The organism is Pseudomonas sp. GW822-FHT06B12, from assembly GCF_058799675.1.
The window spans coordinates 646808-666938 of record NZ_JBXALR010000001.1 but is presented as its reverse complement, the minus strand read 5'-3'; the positions used below and the strand labels follow the sequence as shown (position 1 = coordinate 666938).

Annotated in this window: 23 protein-coding genes and 1 pseudogene; 16 read left to right on the top strand and 8 right to left on the bottom strand. The window is 56.2% G+C overall.

Annotation, left to right across the window (positions count from 1 at the left end; all coding sequences use genetic code 11):
- Positions 1 to 6: 6 nt before the first annotated feature.
- Complete coding sequence (locus AC1RKH_RS03195; protein ID WP_493061072.1) at positions 7 to 657, top strand: DUF2931 family protein; 651 nt, start codon at positions 7 to 9, stop codon at positions 655 to 657.
- 20 nt (positions 658 to 677) lie between these two features.
- Positions 678 to 1055: a hypothetical protein gene (locus tag AC1RKH_RS03190; protein ID WP_493061071.1), complete on the top strand. Its 378-nt coding sequence runs from the start codon at positions 678 to 680 to the stop codon at positions 1053 to 1055.
- A 151-nt stretch (positions 1056 to 1206) separates the two neighbouring features.
- Here AC1RKH_RS03190 and AC1RKH_RS03185 read toward each other — a convergent pair whose 3' ends face one another.
- Positions 1207 to 1596: a DUF6124 family protein gene (locus AC1RKH_RS03185; RefSeq protein WP_493061070.1), complete on the bottom strand. Its 390-nt coding sequence runs from the start codon at positions 1594 to 1596 to the stop codon at positions 1207 to 1209.
- Positions 1597 to 1949: 353 nt separating this feature from the next.
- On the opposite strand from AC1RKH_RS03185, the gene tssI reads away from it, so the two are divergent.
- The 4 genes from tssI to AC1RKH_RS03165 are packed head-to-tail and all read left to right on the top strand — an operon-like array spanning position 1950 to position 5514.
- Positions 1950 to 4097 (top strand): type VI secretion system tip protein TssI/VgrG, encoded by a 2148-nt coding sequence (tssI, locus tag AC1RKH_RS03180; protein WP_493061069.1) that lies wholly within the window; start codon positions 1950 to 1952, stop codon positions 4095 to 4097.
- Between the two features lie 9 nt (positions 4098 to 4106).
- Positions 4107 to 4472: a hypothetical protein gene (locus AC1RKH_RS03175; RefSeq protein ID WP_493061068.1), complete on the top strand. Its 366-nt coding sequence runs from the start codon at positions 4107 to 4109 to the stop codon at positions 4470 to 4472.
- Positions 4465 to 5115 (top strand): DUF2931 family protein, encoded by a 651-nt coding sequence (locus AC1RKH_RS03170; protein ID WP_493061067.1) that lies wholly within the window; start codon positions 4465 to 4467, stop codon positions 5113 to 5115. Before AC1RKH_RS03175 ends, AC1RKH_RS03170 begins: the two co-directional genes overlap by 8 nt.
- Before the next feature lie 21 nt (positions 5116 to 5136).
- Positions 5137 to 5514, top strand: a complete 378-nt coding sequence (locus tag AC1RKH_RS03165) for a hypothetical protein (protein WP_493061066.1) — start codon at positions 5137 to 5139, stop codon at positions 5512 to 5514.
- A 222-nt stretch (positions 5515 to 5736) separates the two neighbouring features.
- On the opposite strand, the gene AC1RKH_RS03160 is transcribed toward AC1RKH_RS03165, so the two are convergent.
- On the bottom strand, positions 5737 to 6033 hold the full coding sequence (locus tag AC1RKH_RS03160) for a hypothetical protein (protein ID WP_427527998.1): 297 nt from the start codon (positions 6031 to 6033) through the stop codon (positions 5737 to 5739).
- A gap of 649 nt (positions 6034 to 6682) precedes the next feature.
- Between AC1RKH_RS03160 and AC1RKH_RS03155 the strand changes: the two genes are divergently transcribed.
- Positions 6683 to 6946, top strand: a complete 264-nt coding sequence (locus AC1RKH_RS03155; protein ID WP_493061065.1) for a DUF2790 domain-containing protein — start codon at positions 6683 to 6685, stop codon at positions 6944 to 6946.
- Positions 6947 to 7026: 80 nt separating this feature from the next.
- Entirely contained in the window at positions 7027 to 7425 is a 399-nt protein-coding gene (locus tag AC1RKH_RS03150) for a hypothetical protein (RefSeq protein WP_123424506.1), read from the top strand.
- Here AC1RKH_RS03150 and AC1RKH_RS03145 read toward each other — a convergent pair.
- Entirely contained in the window at positions 7422 to 7691 is a 270-nt protein-coding gene (locus tag AC1RKH_RS03145) for a DUF1652 domain-containing protein (protein ID WP_123424505.1), read from the bottom strand. The genes AC1RKH_RS03150 and AC1RKH_RS03145 overlap by 4 nt on opposite strands.
- Before the next feature lie 318 nt (positions 7692 to 8009).
- Here AC1RKH_RS03145 and eco point away from each other — a divergent pair, with 318 nt between their 5' ends.
- Entirely contained in the window at positions 8010 to 8489 is a 480-nt protein-coding gene (gene eco, locus AC1RKH_RS03140) for a serine protease inhibitor ecotin (RefSeq protein ID WP_493061064.1), read from the top strand.
- A gap of 55 nt (positions 8490 to 8544) precedes the next feature.
- On the opposite strand, the gene ilvA is transcribed toward eco, so the two are convergent.
- Together ilvA and AC1RKH_RS03130 are read right to left on the bottom strand one after the other, a co-directional pair.
- On the bottom strand, positions 8545 to 9564 hold the full coding sequence (gene ilvA, locus AC1RKH_RS03135; RefSeq protein ID WP_493061063.1) for a threonine ammonia-lyase, biosynthetic: 1020 nt from the start codon (positions 9562 to 9564) through the stop codon (positions 8545 to 8547).
- Between the two features lie 237 nt (positions 9565 to 9801).
- Entirely contained in the window at positions 9802 to 11388 is a 1587-nt protein-coding gene (locus AC1RKH_RS03130) for a RimK family ATP-grasp domain-containing protein (RefSeq protein WP_493061062.1), read from the bottom strand.
- A gap of 92 nt (positions 11389 to 11480) precedes the next feature.
- On the opposite strand from AC1RKH_RS03130, the pseudogene rimI reads away from it, so the two are divergent.
- Positions 11481 to 11924 (top strand): annotated as a pseudogene (gene rimI / locus AC1RKH_RS03125) (ribosomal protein S18-alanine N-acetyltransferase); the annotation flags it as partial.
- A gap of 25 nt (positions 11925 to 11949) precedes the next feature.
- On the opposite strand, the gene AC1RKH_RS03120 reads toward rimI, so the two are convergent.
- From AC1RKH_RS03120 to AC1RKH_RS03110, 3 genes are all read right to left on the bottom strand, one after another.
- On the bottom strand, positions 11950 to 12327 hold the full coding sequence (locus AC1RKH_RS03120) for a hypothetical protein (RefSeq protein ID WP_493061061.1): 378 nt from the start codon (positions 12325 to 12327) through the stop codon (positions 11950 to 11952).
- 176 nt (positions 12328 to 12503) lie between these two features.
- Positions 12504 to 13403: a lipid A hydroxylase LpxO gene (gene lpxO, locus AC1RKH_RS03115; protein WP_123424499.1), complete on the bottom strand. Its 900-nt coding sequence runs from the start codon at positions 13401 to 13403 to the stop codon at positions 12504 to 12506.
- A 398-nt stretch (positions 13404 to 13801) separates the two neighbouring features.
- Positions 13802 to 14017: a hypothetical protein gene (locus tag AC1RKH_RS03110; RefSeq protein ID WP_493061377.1), complete on the bottom strand. Its 216-nt coding sequence runs from the start codon at positions 14015 to 14017 to the stop codon at positions 13802 to 13804.
- A 361-nt stretch (positions 14018 to 14378) separates the two neighbouring features.
- Here AC1RKH_RS03110 and AC1RKH_RS03105 point away from each other — a divergent pair, with 361 nt between their 5' ends.
- The 6 genes from AC1RKH_RS03105 (at position 14379) to AC1RKH_RS03080 (ending at position 19978) form a co-directional block, all read left to right on the top strand.
- Entirely contained in the window at positions 14379 to 14585 is a 207-nt protein-coding gene (locus AC1RKH_RS03105; protein ID WP_493061060.1) for a hypothetical protein, read from the top strand.
- Positions 14586 to 14757: 172 nt separating this feature from the next.
- Positions 14758 to 15873, top strand: coding sequence for a CapA family protein (locus tag AC1RKH_RS03100; RefSeq protein WP_493061059.1), 1116 nt, complete (start codon positions 14758 to 14760; stop codon positions 15871 to 15873).
- Between the two features lie 762 nt (positions 15874 to 16635).
- Entirely contained in the window at positions 16636 to 17028 is a 393-nt protein-coding gene (locus tag AC1RKH_RS03095) for a hypothetical protein (RefSeq protein WP_493061058.1), read from the top strand.
- 380 nt (positions 17029 to 17408) lie between these two features.
- Complete coding sequence (locus tag AC1RKH_RS03090) at positions 17409 to 17699, top strand: DUF2790 domain-containing protein (protein WP_493061057.1); 291 nt, start codon at positions 17409 to 17411, stop codon at positions 17697 to 17699.
- 144 nt (positions 17700 to 17843) lie between these two features.
- Complete coding sequence (locus AC1RKH_RS03085; protein ID WP_493061056.1) at positions 17844 to 18515, top strand: heavy metal response regulator transcription factor; 672 nt, start codon at positions 17844 to 17846, stop codon at positions 18513 to 18515.
- The gene (locus AC1RKH_RS03080; RefSeq protein WP_493061055.1) at positions 18512 to 19978 is read left to right on the top strand and encodes a heavy metal sensor histidine kinase; all 1467 of its coding nucleotides are present in this window, start codon (positions 18512 to 18514) and stop codon (positions 19976 to 19978) included. The genes AC1RKH_RS03085 and AC1RKH_RS03080 overlap by 4 nt, the downstream gene beginning before the upstream one ends.
- Positions 19979 to 20131: the final 153 nt, after the last annotated feature.

Genomic DNA, 20131 nt, shown 5'->3' with positions numbered 1-20131 from the left:
ATCCTAATGAGTAAAATTCTACGTATCGCTACCACCGCGGTCCTGCTCAGCGGCTGCACATCTGCCAATAGCGGGTCCTTACCCTACGACGCCTGGCGACTGGGCTTCTCCGCACCTGACTATATGGAGGTCTGGATCGAAACAGCTGACGTGATAGATATGCAGGGTAACGTCTATAGACGTGCCATGAGTGGTATCGCTGCTATGCAGACGCCTCCCAACAACTCTGGAGATCCTAAAGGCTGGCCTGCAAGACCCGGTTGGGGTAAAGGTAAGTACGTAATGCGGGCGGACCTGCCGAAAAAAATCTATGTCCGCTGGCAGTCACTGGTAGAACCCCAAACGTACAAAATGGCTGTCGACATTCCCGAGTCAACCAGGGCGATCATGCGAAAGGGCGAAAAGACCTTCTGTGCTGCCGATGGGAAATGGATTACCGGCTACCGGGAAGCGCTTGTCGTTGGCTTGGCCCCTGGCGGTATTGCCAAAGTCTGGGTACTCGGTCCCTGCCTGACACCCATCGAAGTCACCCGGGTACAAGCCGAGGTTGATCCGCGTGGACCATATGAAGGGCAATCGGGTGGAAAATACGACCCGCCCTCCGACGAGTCGAAAGCCTATGTCGAGAAGTTTGGTGTGCCTTACGGCTCTTGGTAACTGAAAAAAATGGAGATCCAATGAAAGGAATCGTACAGCTAGCCTACAGCCTCGCGCTGATCAGCTTTGCCAGCGTGCAGGCATCAGAACAGAAAGAGTTGGCGGGGCATTACTATCTGCAAGGTGCGATGGAAATGGGTTCGGAGTTGTTGCTGCGCGACAACGGTCGGTTTGAAGCGAACATGGTGTACGGCAGTGCCGAAGGTTATGCCAAAGGCGACTGGACGCTGAAGGGACAGAGCCTGACGCTTCATCGCGACCCTGCCGGCCCCGTTTCGAAGGACGACATCGGGCAGTTGTTCGATGGCCTGATACTCCTCGTTCGTCCTGGCTGCCTGGCACTGCAAGAGAATGGCGGGTGTTACGTCAAAAGCGTCAAGAAAGGTTTGGTCCAGTAGTTGGTGAGCCTCCATCCTCCGCATCAAAACATCCACCTCTGCCCCCACGCTGGGCAGTCAGGGAAAGAGGACCGATTTATTTAAATGCCCTTTCTGATGAAATTGGCTCTTAAACAAACCTATCCCCTGTCTTCTCAACCAGCGACTAACCCTACACCTTAACCCGATACTCCACCGGACTCGGTGGGTCGAGGTTGTCCATGGCGCGGTCGATCAGCAGTTGTGCGCCTTCGGCCATGCGGTAGATGGCCAGGGCGACGTTGCGGCGGGAGCCTTCGATTTCGAAGGCGAGGTCGCCAGCGATGGCTTTGATAGAGGCGATGTCTTCGGAGGCGTTGGCCAGGAGGGTGTCGGTGTCGACGTCTGGGGCGACGATGAAGAGTTGGCCTTTGCGGGCATCGGCCAGATGAATCTTGTGCTGGGGTTTGCCCAGGTGGTGGTCTAGGGCGCGTTCGGCGGCGTCGTGGAGCTTTTTCGAATCGAAGGATTCGTAAGGAGAGGTGGTTGGGTCTTCTGGCGGATTCGGTGATTGTTTGAACATTGGTGTAATTCCTAAACAGTTAGTGAGGAACCGTCACCGTTCGCTTGCACGCGAATGAGGGTGGCAGCCGTGCGCAGGTGTGCAAGACCGGGCCTGTTTAGGACACCCAGCAGATCCGGAGATCTCCTGCGCGCAGCCGCCATAATGCAGCGAACGTTAAAACGCTCGCGATTGGCATGGGCGTTTGCGCCCTAAACAGTTTCGTCGGACTTGCACGTCCGTGTCATCGTTTTTTCGGTGACAAGACCAGACTAGCCACGGCCCACCGGCCGGACAAGTTACCGAACACCGCTACAGGTTGAAGGAAATTTCCGAGGGGGCGCAACGGATGACTACCGAACAGGGAGCAAGCAATGTTCAACCCTTCTAACGAAACCCATTTCAGTCTGACCGTGGCTGACTTTCAGGGTGGTTACCGCAACCGCTTCCTCGCGACCCCGTGGGACGCGCACTACCGCCCTGCCCTCGAACACCCGAAACCGAAAGTACTGGGCAGCCAGACCGCGGTGGTCACCGGCCCCAAAGGCGAAGAAATTCACTGCGATCAATACGGCCGCATCAAGGTACAGTTTTTCTGGGACCGTGAAGGCCAGTCCGACGACAAGACCAGTTGCTGGGTTCGCGTCGCCAGCGGCTGGGCCGGTAGCGCTTACGGCGGCATCGCCATCCCGCGCATCGGCATGGAAGTGCTGGTGACCTTCCTCGAAGGTGATCCCGACCAACCGCTGGTCACCGGTTGCCTGTACCACAAGGAAAACGTCGTCCCCTACGACCTGCCGGCGAACAAAACCCGCAGCACTTTCAAAACCCTCAGCTCACCGGGCGGCAAGGGCTACAACGAATTCCGCATCGAAGACAAAAAAGGTGCCGAACAGATCTATCTGCACGCCCAACGCGACTGGGACGAAAACGTCGAGCACGACCAGAAAATCCGCGTCGGCAACGAACGTCATGACACCGTCGAAGCCAACACCCTCACCGAACTCAAGGCCGAAGAACACCGCATTACCCATCTGGATCGAAAGACCGAAGCGCGGGCTGATGATCACCTGACGGTCGGGGTGACGCAGCATGTGAAGGTCGGTACGGCGCAGTTTGTCGAGGCAAGTCAGGAAATTCATTACCACGCCGGTGAAAAGGTGGTGGTTGAAGGCGGGATGGAACTGACGGCCAAGGCTGGGGGGAGTTTTGTCAAGGTTGATGCGGGGGGTGTGACTATCAGCGGTGCCAACGTCAAGGTCAACTCCGGCGGCGCTCCAGGTGCGGGGACCGGCATTCAGATTCTCACACCTTTGATTCCCGGTGCCGCCGCTGCAGCTATCGCGGGGAACCTGCTCAAGGCGCCGCCAATCGGCAAATTCAACGCCGAGCCCTCTCCACTGGCACCGCCTCCAGAGGCAGAGGAACTGGAGGAAGAGGAAGAAGAAGTCGAACTGGAGGACATCACCCTGCGGGGCGGGATGTTTTTCGATGGTACGGGCAACAACCGTAACAACAGCGAGCGCGTCTTTGGCTGCTTTGCGCCGGATGTAAACCTAGAAGGCATGGCAGAGGATATCCGTCAGCTCTGCGCTTCTTACGGCTATGACGGTAAAGGGAGTTCGCCGGACAACAGCTACGGGAACGATGTCAGCAACGTGGCCAGGCTGTATGAGCTTTACATGAACCAGACGGATGAAACCCTGCCCATTGATGCTAAGACGGCAAGCCTGCGAATTTATGTGGATGGGATCGGTACCAGTAGTACCGGAGCTGACTCCACTTTTTCGCAAAGTACTGGCCTAGGGGCACAGGGCGTCAGAGCGCGAGTCGAAGAAACACCGCAACTTATTCTCACGGCCATCCAAATCTTTCAAGAGAACAATCCCGATAAGCGCGTGGAGAAAATCGAGTTCGATATTTTCGGATTCAGTCGCGGCTCGGCGGCGGCAAGGGACTTTGCCAATGAGGTATTAAAGGGTAACCAAAGTATCCTCGCAAAAGCGTTGCCGATGGGTGCCCCGATATTATCGGATAGTTTCTCATGGACACCGCACTCCGATGTTTCCATAAATTTCATTGGCGTTTACGACACCGCCGCAGCCATTGCCAACCCATTGTTAGGAGACTGGAGCGGTAATAACGCTTATAACCCAGGGATTGATATCCATTTGGCACCAGACGCGGCTAAGAAAGTCGTCCATCTGGTCGCCCGAAATGAGCGACGTTACAACTTTGCCCTCAATAGTCTTGGCGCGGCTGATATTGTCTTGCCAGGCGTGCATTCGGACCTGGGGGGCGGCTATTTGCCCAAGGCGATGGAAAGGATACTGCTCAGCAAGCCGCGTCAAAGTGAGGTCGAAGAAAGGACGTCTTTCGCTGAAGCCAACAGCTACAAGCTAGCCCAGCAGGACTTGAGGCGGCTTCAAGACCAACTGTCTCAATATCACGTTTCGTTGGAGGTCCGGACCTGGGAAGTGCCGTTTCGTAGCACTGACAAAGACAATCGAAAAAAAACATGAAATACGTTTATGCCGCCGTCAGCAGTCAGCAGTCAGCGCGAAGTCCGCAGTGATCTGTCCTTGATTTACTTTCGGATCATGCGCGAACTGGCCGTGGAAAATGGAGTGCCTTTTCGACATATTCCCGAAAATAATCCAAGGTTGGCGCTACCTGCAGAGCTCGTTCCCATCTCCGAAAAATTGATGGCATACGCTCAGAGAAAAAGCAAAACACTAGGGCTGAATCCGCAAGAAGAGGAGCTATTGTTTCAGCGTTACGTTCATTTATCCGACAACTGGAACGCCGTTAAAAATCGAAATAATAGCGACCTGAACATCGTTTTCATCAATCGACCAGACGAAAACTCTGTGCGCACGGTGCATCCCAATGAGTAATTTTATACGTGTCGCTATTGCCGCTTTTCTACTCAGTGGCTGCACATTTGCTAACAGCCAGTCACTGCCTTACAAATCTTGGTACCTGGGGTTCTCGGCCCCCGCCTACATGGAGGTCTGGATCGAGTCGGCGGATGTGGTCGATATTCAGGAACAGGTATATCCACGTGCAATGAGTGGCGTTGCGTCATTGCTAACGCCTCCCAACAACTCCGGCGATCCCCGAGGCTGGCCGAAAAGAGCCGCCATGGGCAGCGGTAAGTACGTGACTGGGGCAGATTTACCCAAACAGATTTATGTCCGCTGGCAGTCGCTGGTCGAACCACAAACTTACCAAATGGTGATTAACATACCGGAGGCAACTCGGGAGATCATGCGTAAGGGTGAAAAGGTTTTCTGCGCGGCTGATGGGAAATGGATCACGGGATATCGTCAGTCAATCGGTATAAGGCTGGTCCCCGGAGGTATCGCCAAAGTCTGGGTAGGCGGTCCTTGCATGACACCGATCGAAGTGACCAAGGTAAAAGCTGTGATTGATCCGCGTGGCCCGTATGAAGGTAAGTCTAACGGTAAGTACGACACGCTCTCCGATGAGTCCAAAGCCTATGTCGAAAAATTTGGTGTGCCTTACGACTCTTGGTAACTGAAAAATAACGGAGATCCAATGAAAGGAATCATACAACTGGCCTACAGCCTCGTACTGATCAGCTTTGCCAGCGTGCAGGCATCAGAACAGAAAGAGTTGGCGGGGCATTACTATCTGCAAGGTGCGATGGAAATGGGTTCGGAGTTGTTGCTGCGCGACAACGGTCGGTTTGAAGCGAACATGGTGTACGGCAGTGCCGAAGGTTATGCCAAAGGCGACTGGACGCTGAAGGGACAGAGCCTGACGCTTCATCGCGACCCTGCCGGCCCCGTTTCGAAGGACGACATCGGGCAGTTGTTCGATGGCCTGATACTCCTCGTTCGTCCTGGCTGCCTGGCACTGCAAGAGAATGGCGGGTGTTACGTCAAAAGCGTCAAGAAAGGTTTGGCCCAGTAGTTGGTGAGCCTCCATCCTCCACATCAAAACATCCACCTCTGCCCCCACGCTGGGTAGTCAGGGAAAGAGTGCCCTCGGCATGAGCGCCGTGTTGTTGAGCAGTACCAAGGCCTGATCAGGGCATTTCAACCCGCAGCCTTCTCGCCAGCCTCTTGCGAGGCTGGCATTTGCACAAACAAGCCCGGCTTTTTCGGGAGATGGGCTTGTTGTGCAATGGTTAAGTCAGACCGGCGCTGTCCACCCCAACATCCGCTGCTGAGCCACCTTCAACAGGTCGCAACCATCCTGAGTCAGCAAATACAATGCATGAGTAATGTGTGGAATGTCCTGCACATCGCCGTGTTTGAAGCACTGGCAGTGCAGCGTCTCCAGCAGATCGCTGGAGGCACGGATTCGCTGTAGAGCGGCTTCAAGTATGTCTTGGGGATTGGCCTCGGTATCGATGACCATTGGGTTTGAGTCGGTAACACTGCTTTTGATGGCGCGATAACGATCGGGTAATGGATTTAGCTTAGGCATTAGGATTACTCGTTAGCTTTTAAGTAACCGCAGGCACCGTGACCAAACGATGGAGGCGGACTGTGCACAGGCTTGGTCAACCGAGAGCAACAACTCAGCTCGCCCGAAGGCGTCCTGCACACAGCCGCCATAACAACTACGAGGACGAAGACGTCCGCAGGGCAAATAATGGCACACATGTGTGCATTGCTCTCGGGTGACCAAACCCGTTCGCTGATTTTGCAGCGACGGCCAACAGTAAACCCTTGCCGCTGACTGGCGAAAGACGACGATGCCTATGACGTTGTAGGAAGGAGCCGAAGCTCGCTCAGGTTTTTATCGTGAGGATCCTGGTTGGTAAAATGCCCACCGGCGAGTTCCTGACCCGTGGTGGTCAGGGCGCAACAGTCGACGGCTTGCAGCGCTTGAGCCGCGAACATACGCGTGAAATAGTCGACCACCCCCTCAGCCCCGCCGCCGCAGGCGATAGAGACCAAAAACCGCTTCATCCATCTTGACCGCCTGAACACCCACCAAACTTAACCCTTGGTTAATCCTGTGGTCTAAAAGTAACTGGACCGCGTTCGCGCAGAACCTTCTGACGCCCTCCGCGGCAGGGCCGACATCGTCAGGTGTCGCGCTGACTTCAAGTCTGCACCGGAGATTTCTCATGAACATGCGTATTTTGCTGGTGGCCTCTGCCCTCGCCTGCACCGGGTTTGCCGGGCTGGCGCTTGCCGACTCCGCGCCTTCCCAGCCTGTGCCGTATCACTACGGAATGCCACTGCACGTCAAGAAAGTGATTTCGATGACCGAACCCACGACGCTGGACTGCAAAGTGGTGACGGCGGAAATGAAGTTTATCGACAACACAGGCAAGCAAGAGGACATCAGCTACCTCAAGCTGTCGGATGCCTGTAACTATCAGAACTGAGTGATCGCTACAGTGGGTGGGCGGGAGCCAGGCCAAAGGTTATGCTTTGGCCTTCTCCCTCACTGCCGCAAGGATTCGCCATGCAGTTATCGTTTCGCACTCTGTCTACGTTCACCGCTGGCCTGAGTTTTACTCTGGCGCTGGTCTGGGGCTTTATGCCCGATGTGATGCTGTCGATCTGGAGTGTCGGGTACTCAGACGCAACAGGTCTGGTCGCCAGACGCGGCGCGGTGTTGTTTGTGGCGTTAGGCGTGATGTTTTACCTGGCTCGAAATACGCCGCCGTCCGCTTCGCGCAGTGCACTGAGCAGTGGTTTGATGGTGGGGGTATTCGGGCTGGCGGCGCTGGGTGTCGGCGAATGGCTCAACGGCCATGCCGGCCCCGGCATCTTGCTGGCAGTTGCGGTGGAAATCGCGCTGGGCCTGGCATTTCTCCAGACCCAGCGTATACCCGTCGAACTCGCAGAAACCGTGGATTAATGCGTGCGGGCCTTTAACTCCGTCAGGTGGCTGCCGGGTTTGTGCGCGAGATCGTTGCGCAACTCGGTGATCAGTTCGCTGATTTCACGACAACTATTAAGAGCGTTCGCGTCGATGCCGCTCACGACCAGATCCAGTTTGTCCGTCTGGTTGTCGCCATAGACCTTGACGGTCATCGACAGATCCGGTGACAAGGTGCACTGGCAACGCTTGGGCAAAAAACTGCTTTCAATGATGCTGCGAAGTTCCAAGGCAGAAAGAAACATTACAACCCTCCGTTCTTATAAGGCCGTCGATCAATCGCCGGGTTAACCGCCGTCAGTCTTGCCAATCCTTATCTCGCGGTTTTTCCTGGAGTGTTTTTCATGAACTGGACTAAGCATAAAACATGCCCGGGAATTCGCACGACGGGCCGTCGGTAAATCGGGGATTTGCGACGAACCGGCCAATGGCCTCATGCAAAACGCAACAACCGACACAAATGATCCTGCAATTAGCCAGCTTCGCCATCGTGGTTTGCATTGAACGACCAGCGCAGTAAGAATGCTCGCGTTCACTGACTCAACCCAGAGCAAGGAGGCATCATGCGCTCATCTACCCTCACCGCCGCAGCGGTGCTGCTGTCCGGTCTGTCCACCCTGGCCAGTGCTGCGAAACTCGAAGACGTTGCGCCCTACCCCAAGGCTGAAAACGGCTTTACCCGCCAGGTGATTCACCTGGCGCCGCAAACCCGGGAAGACAACTACCAGGTCGAGATTCTCGCCGGCAAAACCCTGACCGTAGACTGCAATCACCAGCGTCTGGGTGGAGCGCTGGAAGAGAAAAATCTTGAAGGCTGGGGTTATCCGTTCTATCGGCTGGAGAAAGTCATCGGCCCGATGAGCACCTTGATGGCGTGTCCTGGCGGCAAGAGCAAACAAGACTTCGTGCCGGTCGTCGGCGATGGTTTCCGGCTGCGCTACAACAGCAAGCTGCCGATTGTGGTTTACGTGCCGAAGGACGTCGAAGTGCGCTACCGGATCTGGTCGGCGTCGGACAAGGTCGAGAAGGCCCGTCAAGAATAAAGGTTACGAGCGGACGTTTCTGCGCCCGCTGCTCGCCTGAATCCCTTCTAGCGACTTACACCAGGGCGCCGCTTAATGCGGCGCGCTCGGCCACATGTCGCAAGCTATCAAAATTGATATTGGCCCCTGAGTCGATCGCCACCAGGGTCTGACCCCGGACACCGGTTTGCGCTACGTATTTCTTGATCCCGGCAACAGCCAACGCGCCGGAAGGCTCGGTGATCGAGCGGGTGTCGTCATAGATGTTCTTGATCGCCGCGCAGAGCTCGTCGTTGCTGACTGTCAGCACTTCATCGACGTGATGGCGGCAGATCTCAAAGCCATAAGCGCCGATCTGCGCGACCGCCACGCCATCGGCGAAGGTGCCCACGCTCGGCAACACTACTCGTTCTCCCGCCAGCATTGCCGCTTGCAGGCACGCGGAGTGCTCCGACTCGACGCCGATGATGCGGATATCCGGTCGCAGGTATTTGACGTACGCGGCGATGCCAGCGATCAAACCGCCGCCACCCACCGGGACGAAGATCGCGTCCAAGGGGCCTTGATGCTGTCGCAGGATCTCCATGGCCACCGTGCCCTGCCCGGCGATCACGTCCGGGTCGTCGAACGGCGAAACGAAAGTACGACCGGTTTGCCGGGCCAGGTTCAATGCGTACTCCAGGGCGAACGGAAAACTCTCGCCATGCAACACCGCATTCGCGCCGCGACTACGCACGCCGATGACCTTCAGCTCCGGTGTTGATATGGGCATGACGATACTCGCCTCGATCCCCAACTCCCGCGCCGCCAGTGCGACGCCTTGGGCGTGATTGCCGGCCGACGCAGTGACCACGCCACAAGCCTTTTGCGCGTCGCTCAGTTGGGCCAGTTTGTTGTAGGCGCCGCGAATCTTGAAGGAAAAGGTCGGTTGCAGGTCTTCGCGCTTGAGCAGGATCTGATTGCCCAACACCTCGGATAGCGCCGGTGCCACTTGCAGAGGCGTGCGCACTGCCAGTTCATAAACCGGTGCGGCGAGGATTTTTTTCACGTAGTGCTCAAGCAGGGCCTGCTTGGCGGTGGCAGTGCTGGTGTCCATCAACGTCTCCTGGCTTTGTTCGGAGCCCCGGAGACAGAAAATGAAAACCCGCCTCTAGGGCGGGTTGGGTGCAGTCGTCAGCTAGCCCGCCAAATAAGGAATGGCGGTAATAATGCTTGGCTGGTGGCGCAATACGGTGGAAGTCATGGCTCGAAATTAGCTGCGCGTGAAAGGCAAGTCAATGGCCAATAGGTCGTTTTCAATGTTATCGCCACGGTAGAAGACTGCGACAACAGCTCACCAAACCTGCCCGCGACGCTTGAGTTCGAGCCTGCGCACGAACTCTTCGAGTACCAGCGAATACAGATCGTCCTGCAAATAGGCGTCTTCGATGCCGGCGTCGATGTTCGGGTTGTCGTTGACCTCGATCACCACCACTTTGTCGCCGGACTGCTTGAGATCGACGCCGTACAGACCGTCGCCGATGAGGTTGGCGGTTTTCACTGCAAGGTCCACCACGGCCTTGGGCGCTTCGTGAACCGCCAGGGTGCGGCACTCGCCATTGATGTCCTGGCCCTTGGCCTTGTGGTTGTAAATCTGCCAATGGCCCTTGGACATGAAGTACTGGCAGGCGAAGATCGGTTTGCGGTTGAGTACGCCAATGCGCCAGTCGTACTCGGTGTAGAAGAACTCCTGCGCCAGCAGCAACACTGAATGCTCGAACAGCTCGGCAGTGGCTTCGAGCAAGGCTTGCTGACTTTCGACCTTGATCACCCCTCGCGAGAAGCAACCGTCAGGAATTTTCAGCACCAATGGAAAACCCAGGCGCTCGCCCACCCGTTCGAAATCTTCCGGTCGTTCCTTGTAGAGAATTTCCGTGGCCGGCATGCCCAGTTGATGACTGTTGAGCAAGTCCGTCAGGTAGACCTTGTTGGTACAACGCAGAATTGACGCCGGGTCGTCCATCACCACCAGACCTTCGCTTTCGGCTTTTTTCGCGAAACGGTAGGTGTGGTTGTCGACGCTGGTCGTCTCGCGGATCAGCAACCCGTCGTATTCGGCGATACGCGCGTAGTCCTTACGCTCGATCAACTCGACGTCGATGCCCAGCCCCTTGCCCACCCGGACGAAATTCTCCAAAGCCCTGGCGTTGGATGGCGGCAACGCTTCCTGCGGATCGTGAAGGATTGCCAGGTCATAACGGGCCAGCCGTCGTGAACGCGGCATGCGCCAGATCTTGCGACTGAAACTGTCCAGGGAGTTGGCAAAGTGATCTTCCTGATCTTCTCGCAACTTATGTAACGCGCCAGACTTAACGCCTTCGATGTGCCAGCCGTTACTTCGACGAAACTCCACCAGTAATATCGGACAGGGAAACACTTCAAATAATTGACGCGCTAAATCCTGCAACGGCTCGATATTGGTCTTTCCGAAGTACAGCGTCAGCGTAAATCCTTCAGTGTCGCTGTAAAGGTGGTTATTGAGTGCCTTATCCAAGGCTTTATCCAAATCGTCCAGAGACAGGCCATACAGGGATTTGCGCGTCAGCTCACTGATGGTTCGCACCGAGGGAATTACCTTGTGCCCACGGGCTTCGGCCAGCAATGAGCAATAGTAGCCGTGCCCCAGGTACTTGTAGCTGCGGCACAGGTTGATCACCTGAACCCGCTTGCCCTGCTCGCTGCCACGGGTTTGCTCAAGATATTCCTGGGCACTGACGATGTCTTCACTGGGAAAGTAAGATGCCCAGTCTTCCTTGCGCTCGACAATAATAACCAACTGACTGGAAGCTCTTGCAGCCTCTGATAAATAAGTGGTTTTAGTTATTGCTGCCGGCAAACATTGCTCCGATACTTCACGCCAATGACCTTGTAGCGCTGACATAGTGATTGATCCGTTGGAGAACAAGACCTTTCCTATTAAGCACGAACTTTTTCGAAAGTCCCGTTTCGTTACGCAACTTTTACGGTGGTCATATGAATCTTGTCTTTCGCCTTGCGGTACTGGATGACCTGGCGGCACTCCTGGAACTTGAGCAGCAATGTTTCACCACTGACCGGCTCAACAGCCGCAATTTTCAATGGATGATCAACCGCGCCCACGGGCAGTTGATCGTCGCCGAACGGGCAAACCAATTGCTCGGTTATGCTCTGGTGCTGTTTCACCGAGGCACCTCGCTGGCGCGGCTGTACTCGATTGCCATCGCGGTTCAGGCCCGAGGTACAGGCCTGGGCAAACAGCTGCTGGAGCGAATCGAGGCCTGTGCGCTGGAACGCGACTGCGCCTGTCTGCGACTGGAGGTGCGTACCGACAACCCGGCAGCGATTGCTCTGTATGAACGTAACGGCTACCGGCGTTTTGCGTTGATTCACGACTATTACCAGGACCATGCCGATGCCTTGCGCCTGGAAAAATGCATCCGCTAAGCCTGCGCCTGCAATACGCTCAATAACTGCTGGTATCCGGATCTCGGGGGGCTGGCTTGGGCGGGACATACGGTTTGACCGAACCCGGCGCAGTGCCGCTGCGCGGATAGCCATTGCCTATCCCGCCGTTTTCGAGAGTCGGTGGACGGGGAACCGGCACGGTGTTCGGCCCGCGAATGACCGGCACACTGGGCTGGGTGCCCTGCATACTGTTGGGGTTGGCCCGGCGAATCGGGTTGTTGTAGGGGTTATCGCTGTTGTCAGGGAGATTCTGGGCGAGAACGACCGGATGCCCCACCACTGCAGTCAGCATGCCAATGTCTGCGCCGGCCTGGGCCAGCGTGCCAAGCAAGCCACTCAACGCCAGTGCGGTGGTCCCGAGCACAAACCTGTTCATGGTGGAATTTCTCCCATACATGCAGATACAGTCTTCGATAACACGCTACGCGCAGCGCTCTCCTCTGTGAAGAGAATACTCCAGCGCAGATGTAACACCGATTGACCACACCACAGACCGGCCGGAAAACCTCAACAACGTAGCGCCAGCAAAGACTGCTGACGCGTTGATCGTGCTCAGATCAAAACAATAATGGCCAGCAAGCCGCCGAAAATCGCCCACTTTTCGAGGTAGTAGCGCGTCCGGTTGCGCTTTTTCAGTTCTTTGCCGCGCAGACGGACTTTGTAGATCTTGCCGAAAAAACGGTTCAAACCACCGGTTTTATCGCCTGCATCGTTTGGCGCGCCTGCAGCGGACATCACGTTGCGGCTGAACCAGCGATTGAATGCTGTTGCCCAGCGGTACTTCATCGGGCGCTCGATATCGCAGAACAGGATGATGCGGTTCTGCTGGGTGGTGTTCTCGGCGTAGTGAATGTAAGTCTCGTCGAACATCACCGCCTCGCCGTCACGCCAGTGGTAACGCTCGCCGTCGACGTCGATGTAGCAACCCTCATCGTTAGGCGTTTCCAGGCCCAGGTGGTAACGGTACGAACCGGCATACGGGTCGCGATGACGGACCAGCTTCGAACCCGGTGGTAATTCGGCGAACATCGCCGCCTTGATCGAACCGATGCTTTGCACCAGCTCTGTGGTACGCGGGCAGAGCTTGGTAGCCGACGGATGGCTGTCGCCATACCACTTCAGATAAAAGCGCTTCCAGCCGGTTTTGAAGAACGAGTTGAAGCCCACATCGTCGTATTGGTCCGAGCGCTTGATCTCCCCCGCCCTCAGCAGGTTCTGGCCTTCGGCACGAATCTCCTGCCAATTGGCCTGCAACGGGCTCAGATCCGGGAAGTCGGCCGGATCAAGGTAGGGCTTGTTGGGGATTTTCGAAAACAGGTAAAGGAAGCAGTTGATCGGTGCCAGAAAGGTCGAGTGATCACTCAACTGGCGATTCAGTTTGTGTCGAACGCGGCCACGCAGATGCACATACGCAATGGATAAAATGTAGAGGGAGGCAATGATGAGCTTCACGGGAAATCGTCACAGGTCAGAAGAATAAATGCCGCGCGCCACAAGGCTGATATGAACGCAGCGTCCAAGATTTATCTATCGAATGAATCGGTAACACATGGAGTTTGAACAAAAAGCTAGCTCATGGCCACTGATTCGTATTCTAGCCGTAGTTTGTAACCAACGGTTAACCTGGATTTGTGAAAATCTGTGGGGGAAGTTGTGCCAGAAAAACGCCTGTTCAGCTCAACAGACACAGGGCACCCTGGGTAGCTGCCGACGCAAGCGCCAGCGACCCGACGAAACTGGACTGAATGATCGGCTCACCGCTGCCGGCCTTCGATGCGCTGGCCCAGTACCTGATCAAGCAGCCTTGAAGCGCTAGAGCCAACCGTCGCATCCGGTCGCGGATGGCGGTGTCAGGCCAGCTTGATCAATACTCCAGAGACATCATCTCTGGCTTGCCGCAACTCACTTGCATCCTGATTCAGGCGATGAACGACACCCAGCAGCCGCTGGCGCAGCAGCTCGTCGCTGAGCTGATCAATAGCCCGCATGACATCAACTGCAGCAGCCTCGTTATTGGCTGCTGCGGAGTCGAGTGCTTTACGCAGATTTCGTGCTGATCGGTTCACTTCAATAGCCCTCATGATTCAGGCCTGTACCCTATAACAACATTGTTTCTTTTTAATTTCAGTTGTTTAGCTTCGGATCAGCGACTGGTCATGGTCGAACGAAAGGCCGAACAGATTATGGGGCTACGGTTCGCCAGCTCTCGCCGCTGCTCGACGCACCGTTTACGTTGTTCATGGATAACTCCGCGACACCATTCGTCGCATATGAAAACGTGGTGCAGGATAAGCGACCATGCCTGGCTTAAGGATTGCTAAGTACGCCCGTAGCGGCCCCAGAACGACGTAATTCTGACGCGGCGGCAATCAAAATCAACGCTTAAGGACTCCAGCGATACGCTTGGTCAGTCACCGGAGATGTAACGTGTCAACCCTCAATGAAATCGCAGCGAACCACGCGAGAATGGCAAAGGCAAATGAAGCAGAGTCGACCGGACTGAGTGAGCAACACCTTCAAATAGTGGGTAGCTTCGAAATCCCATCGATCGATGAGCAACAGCACATTCCACTGCACCTGATCGTCGGAGCGCAGGACAACCACCTCGGACAAGCAACTGGCTACTTGCTCTGACTGCGTTTGATCTCAGCACCGAGTCGGTTTGTCACCGACTTGTCGCATGCCATGCAGGGCTCACCGCTCAGCGTGCGGTAGAGACTATCCCCGTCAAGGGCGAATATTGATATTTTGAACTATGTGCGAGCAAAACTTGCTGTGAGCTGATCGGGATATTCGGGAGGGTGCCATGGCAGCTGTTTCCGATACGCTGAAGCTGTTTCTCGCCGGCGACGTCATGACCGCCCGCGGGATTGACTCAGTACTGCCGCATCCTGGCGATCCACGGCTTTACGAAGCTTACGCCAGGAATGCCGGCGATTACGTCCGGCTGGCAGAAAGACTCAATGGCTCGATTCCCCGTCCAGTCGATTTCACCTATGTCTGGGGCGCTGCGCTGGATGAGTTCGAACTTCGCCAGCCACACGCACGCATCATCAATCTGGAAACTGCGGTGTCACGCCGCGGACGACCGGAGCAAAAGGGCATCAATTACCGCATGAGCCCGGAGAACTTCCCGGTCATCAGCGCAGCCGGCATCGACTGCTGCATGCTGGCCAACAACCATGTGCTGGACTGGGGAGCAGCCGGCCTGGCCGATACGCTGGATACCCTATCGAGCAACAGCATGTGCAGTGCCGGCGCCGGGCACAACCGGCAATCTGCCGAAGCGCCCGCCGTGCTGCCGCAGCCTGGCGGGCGGCGCTTGCTGGTGTTTGGCCTCGGCGCACCTGACAGCGGTATTCCGCCGGATTGGGCTGCCACGGATAGGCGCGCGGGCGTCGCGCGGCTGAAGGATCTGTCGATGCAAAGCCTGCGCCCTGTGGCCAAACGGATTCTCGAGGGCAAAAATCCGCGGGATCTGGTGGTCGCCTCCATTCACTGGGGCGGCAACTGGGGGTTCGATATCCCGCAGGAGCAGGTCCGGTTCGCTCACGCCTTGATCGACGAGGCCGGAGTTGACGTGGTGCACGGGCATTCCTCGCACCACGTCAAGGGCATCGAGGTATACCGCGATCGCCTGATTCTCTATGGCTGCGGTGATCTTCTGAACGATTACGAAGGCATCGAGGACCACACAGCCTTTCGCGGCGACCTGGGGCTTCTATACTTTGCCTCGCTGGACCCCGGCGGGCACCTGCAGTCGCTGGACCTGATACCTACCCGCCTCCGACGCTTTCGCATCTGTCGCGCCGAAGGGGATGACCGTCAATGGCTGCACGACACCCTTTCTCGCGAGTGCGCACGCTTGGGCAGCAGCAGCATCCAGCCAGGCGCGAAAAATGCCTTCACGTTGCGTTGGTAGGAATACCGTTAGAGCTCTGACGCCCAGATAACGTTCGAGCTATTGATAACGGGACACCGGTCAGGGTTGATCTCGCGCTCGCGATGAAGCCAGAGCTTAGTTTGCTCAACATCAAATTTTCGCTCCTTCCTCTCCCTCATTACGATGCCAGATACACTGAAATGCCCGCACTCAGGACAAATCAGTTCAACGCCATCCATTCCGGATTCAATACATCGCGCGTCTTCCGAGCAGTTCAAACACCACATGAGCCACTCCCAAGTACTTGTCAGTTTCCACGGCCAAGTAATCGAGCTGCCAACTCAATACCGCACCGCCGAGCATCGCCGAACGTCTTCCAGGTGCCTGACTCCCCGCCAACCCTTACGTAGCGTCCGCACTCATTGAGCCAGACGATAATGACCCGCGGCGTCGAACTGTCTGGCTCGCCCCAAATGAAGTCGATCGTTGCTTTCCTACCGTTCGGATGAACGTAATCCACGGGATATGGCCTTTCGGTGGCTGAGTCCATGCGGGCCTCCGGCTTGGTGCTGGTTGTCAATTAATAGACCATTTCCAACCGTCACGCTACCTCAACGAGGCATTCTTCATGCCCACAGAAAACCCAACAACTCCAGTCCCGGTCAGATGGCTGTGAATACCCTCGAACGGCTATCGACGGAGTGACCGTCGGCCTCACCTTTTGTCGCAAGTCGATTGACTGACGGGGACCTTTGGAGCCCAGTACTCAGCGGGCCAGACCAGATCAGAAGAAGAAAAACCATGTCGAAAATAACAGTGATATCCGGTGACTTTCTGGCAGGTGATGCCGAATTTCAATCTGGACTTTTCACCCTGAAATCCGCATTGAAGCCCTCTCTGGAATTAAAGATTCCCATTTCAAAACTAGAGTCCCTGGAAACAGCAACCGAAGAAGTCGTCAACAAGAAAGGAAGCGCTATTCGATGGGGTCTGGCTGGAGCATTGCTTCTAGGACCCATTGGGCTAGTTGCAGGCTGGTTGCTATGTGATAAAGAGCGGGAGGTGACTTTCTACGCAAAGTTCAAGGATGGCCGCTGCCTTCTTGCCACAACCGATAGCGACACCTACTCAAAAATTTCTGCCTCCCCCCTCAAGCAACGCCACTCTCCCCCCCATCAAAGTCAGCCGCTATAGCGGTAAGGACGAAGTATTACTGTAGGCGTTCGGCCAGCACACCTTCCTGATCCTGGTGTCCACCCAGGCGCTTACCGTTGCCGTCGCAGTTTCCGCGCACGCTGAATGTTTACTTGAACGCAGCGCATGAACAACCGCTCGCATGGCCTATATCAGCGCGTTGCTCGACGAGGTAACGCCATTTCGCTCCTACCGCATTAATCCAGCGCTGCAAAGCAGAGTTGATCACCTCAGCAACATGCCGCCGGAGCACATCAGCCTCGGACAAGATTGCATTACAACTTTGTAATTGTTCTGTTCGTCGGCTGTTTGAGTTGCCTTGTTACTGTGAACTCACTGCCAGATAACAGGCAGCCCAACTTAGATAAGGAGTTACTGCCATGAAACTGTTCATCCTCGGGTTCGCCACCCTCCTCGCCGCCGGTTCAGCCTTCGCCGATACCACCGACACCACCGATACCACCGGCACTACCGGCACCACCGACACCTCGGCGGTGATCCACGACGAGACCGGATTCTTCGTCCACATGGACATTGCGAAAGTCATATCCATGACTGACATCTCGGACCAATGCGGCGTAATTCCGGCCCGTCTCGATTACCTGGATCATCAGGGTCGGGAACATGTGCTGGACTATCGGGTTCAAGGACGCTGCACGAACGAAAACTGATGAGATGCTTTATACATATGACTGTCCGCGAGCAGGCAATACGCAACACAACCTGACGATTGGGTTACACTTGCGCTACCTGCTCGCGGCTTTCAGGTCCGTTTTTTGTGGATCGAATACCGAAACTGAACCAGGGTAATTCTCATGAACATCCTTGTAGTGGAAGACGAACCCAAAGCGGGCAATTACTTACTCAATGGTCTGCAGGAACAGGGATACTCCGTCAGCCTGGCCCGCGATGGCGTTGATGGTTTACACCAGGCCCTGGAAACGTCTTACGACGTCATCGTGCTGGATGTGATGATGCCGAAGATGGACGGCTGGGAAGTGCTGCGCCGCCTGCGCAAGGAAGCCGACACGCCGGTACTGTTCCTGACCGCGCGGGATGACATCGCCGACCGAATCAAAGGCCTGGAGCTGGGGGCCGACGACTACCTGATCAAACCCTTTTCTTTCGCCGAGCTGGTCGCACGCCTGCGCACCCTGACCCGCCGGGGTCCGACCCGGGAAGAAGAGCAACTGCAGATTGCTGACCTGCAGATTGATGTACTCAAACGCCGCGTCACCCGCGCCGGCGTGCGAGTGACGCTGACAAACAAGGAGTTTGCATTGTTGCACCTGCTCGCCACGCATCAGGATCAGGTGCTGTCTCGTTCACTGATCGCCTCCCGGGTCTGGGACATGAACTTTGACAGCGACACCAATGTGGTGGACGTGGCTGTGCGACGCCTGCGCTTGAAAATCGACGACCCTTTCCAGCTGAAGCTGATCCACAGTGTGCGGGGCATTGGCTACCGCTTTGATACGCAACCATGAACCCTCGCCATTACTCCCTGACACTGCGCCTGGCTGTGGTGTTTGCCTTGCTGGCCTTCGCCCTGCTGGCAACCACCGGCGTCGCACTGTACCGCGATCTTGAACGCGAACTGATACAACGCGACGAGTCCACCCTGGTCTACCGCGTAGATCAGCTGCGTAATTTTCTCAATGGCAGCAATACGCTGGAACTGATCAGGAACAAACCTGTGCTGTTTCAAAACATACTGGGCAATCGCGAGTACGTACTCACTGTTGGCGTTTCAGGGGAAGCCCCTTTACTACAGGTCAATCCCAGAGATATCGATATTCCCGACCTCACTCCCGTGGCAATGGACCACTCCCTGGCACTGACGGATGTACAGCATCTACCCGCCGTGAACGGTACCCCCTTCGCTGCCATCTCCGCGAGTATCGACTCGGGCAAGCTGAAAATGACCATTGGCTGCCTGATGACCGAGCGAACTGCAGTGCTCGCCAGCTATCGTCTCAGCGTATACGTCCTCGCCGTTCTCGCGGCCATTGTCCTGGCGCTGGCTGGATATCTAATGGTTCACCGCGGTTTGTTGCCCCTCAGACGCCTGACGCATCAAGCCCACGGTATCGGTATTGGCAATCTGACAGAGCGACTCGACGGCCGAGGCGCCCCGAAGGAGTTGCTCCCGATGATCGACTCTTTCAACACCATGCTTGAGCGACTCGCCAAGGGCTTTGCGCAACTGAGCCAGGTCTCGACTGACATGGCCCACGAACTACGCACGCCCATCAACAACTTGCTGGGTGAGACCCAGGTCGCCATGCAGCAAAACCGCAGCGTGGAACATTACCAGCAGTTGCTCGCCTCCAACGTCGAAGAACTCGAACGCCTGACACGCATGCTCGACAACATGCTGTTCCTCGCTCGAACTGACCCCGGTAGCGCTCGTGATCAGCGCCAGGAACTGGACGCCGCCGACGAGCTGGAACGCGTAGCCGATTACTTTGAAGGTCTGGCCGCGGACGTCGATATCACCATCCGCACGGAGGGCGACGGCCTTATCTGGGCCGAGCCAACACTGCTACGCCGCGCCTTGGCTAACCTGTGTGCCAATGCGATAAAATATGGTGCACCTCATTCCGAACTGTTGATCCAGGCCACGCCGTCCGAGGATGGCATCCATCTGCGCGTGCGCAACTACGGAACAACCATCCCGGCGGAACACCTTCCAAGATTATTCGAGCGTTTCTACCGTGTTGACCAATCACGCGAGCGCTCCGCCCTGTCCAATGGCCTGGGGCTTTCGATCGTAGCCACTATCATGCAGCTGCATTGTGGCCGCTACAGCGTCACCAGCGAGAATGGCGTGACCTGTTTCGAGCTGTTTTTCCCCATGCGGGATCAGCAAGAGCCTCAGGCCGGCGTTCAAACCGGCCCAGACACCCCTCGCCTCAGCATCGTCGCGAAGCGCCCCTCCCCCGGTTGACCTTAGCTTTTCGGAGGTGCCTTGAGGCTATCCAATCGACCGCTCTCCAGCAAAGCCTTGTACTTCAACGCGTCGGCTTCACTGTGATAGACACCTACAAGAACATCCCCTTGATACACATCCCACATTCTGACTCCCGCGCTACTTGAGTCA

Bases quoted from the DNA above. Each gene is read 5' to 3' on its own strand.
- AC1RKH_RS03195 (WP_493061072.1), top strand. From the start codon at position 7: ATGAGTAAAATTCTACGTATCGCTACCACCGCGGTCCTGCTCAGCGGC.
- AC1RKH_RS03190 (WP_493061071.1), top strand. From the start codon at position 678: ATGAAAGGAATCGTACAGCTAGCCTACAGCCTCGCGCTGATCAGCTTT.
- AC1RKH_RS03185 (WP_493061070.1), bottom strand. From the start codon at position 1,596: ATGTTCAAACAATCACCGAATCCGCCAGAAGACCCAACCACCTCTCCT.
- tssI (WP_493061069.1), top strand. From the start codon at position 1,950: ATGTTCAACCCTTCTAACGAAACCCATTTCAGTCTGACCGTGGCTGAC.
- AC1RKH_RS03175 (WP_493061068.1), top strand. From the start codon at position 4,107: ATGCCGCCGTCAGCAGTCAGCAGTCAGCGCGAAGTCCGCAGTGATCTG.
- AC1RKH_RS03170 (WP_493061067.1), top strand. From the start codon at position 4,465: ATGAGTAATTTTATACGTGTCGCTATTGCCGCTTTTCTACTCAGTGGC.
- AC1RKH_RS03165 (WP_493061066.1), top strand. From the start codon at position 5,137: ATGAAAGGAATCATACAACTGGCCTACAGCCTCGTACTGATCAGCTTT.
- AC1RKH_RS03160 (WP_427527998.1), bottom strand. From the start codon at position 6,033: ATGCCTAAGCTAAATCCATTACCCGATCGTTATCGCGCCATCAAAAGC.
- AC1RKH_RS03155 (WP_493061065.1), top strand. From the start codon at position 6,683: ATGAACATGCGTATTTTGCTGGTGGCCTCTGCCCTCGCCTGCACCGGG.
- AC1RKH_RS03150 (WP_123424506.1), top strand. From the start codon at position 7,027: ATGCAGTTATCGTTTCGCACTCTGTCTACGTTCACCGCTGGCCTGAGT.
- AC1RKH_RS03145 (WP_123424505.1), bottom strand. From the start codon at position 7,691: ATGTTTCTTTCTGCCTTGGAACTTCGCAGCATCATTGAAAGCAGTTTT.
- eco (WP_493061064.1), top strand. From the start codon at position 8,010: ATGCGCTCATCTACCCTCACCGCCGCAGCGGTGCTGCTGTCCGGTCTG.
- ilvA (WP_493061063.1), bottom strand. From the start codon at position 9,564: ATGGACACCAGCACTGCCACCGCCAAGCAGGCCCTGCTTGAGCACTAC.
- AC1RKH_RS03130 (WP_493061062.1), bottom strand. From the start codon at position 11,388: ATGTCAGCGCTACAAGGTCATTGGCGTGAAGTATCGGAGCAATGTTTG.
- AC1RKH_RS03120 (WP_493061061.1), bottom strand. From the start codon at position 12,327: ATGAACAGGTTTGTGCTCGGGACCACCGCACTGGCGTTGAGTGGCTTG.
- AC1RKH_RS03100 (WP_493061059.1), top strand. From the start codon at position 14,758: ATGGCAGCTGTTTCCGATACGCTGAAGCTGTTTCTCGCCGGCGACGTC.
- AC1RKH_RS03095 (WP_493061058.1), top strand. From the start codon at position 16,636: ATGTCGAAAATAACAGTGATATCCGGTGACTTTCTGGCAGGTGATGCC.
- AC1RKH_RS03090 (WP_493061057.1), top strand. From the start codon at position 17,409: ATGAAACTGTTCATCCTCGGGTTCGCCACCCTCCTCGCCGCCGGTTCA.
- AC1RKH_RS03085 (WP_493061056.1), top strand. From the start codon at position 17,844: ATGAACATCCTTGTAGTGGAAGACGAACCCAAAGCGGGCAATTACTTA.
- AC1RKH_RS03080 (WP_493061055.1), top strand. From the start codon at position 18,512: ATGAACCCTCGCCATTACTCCCTGACACTGCGCCTGGCTGTGGTGTTT.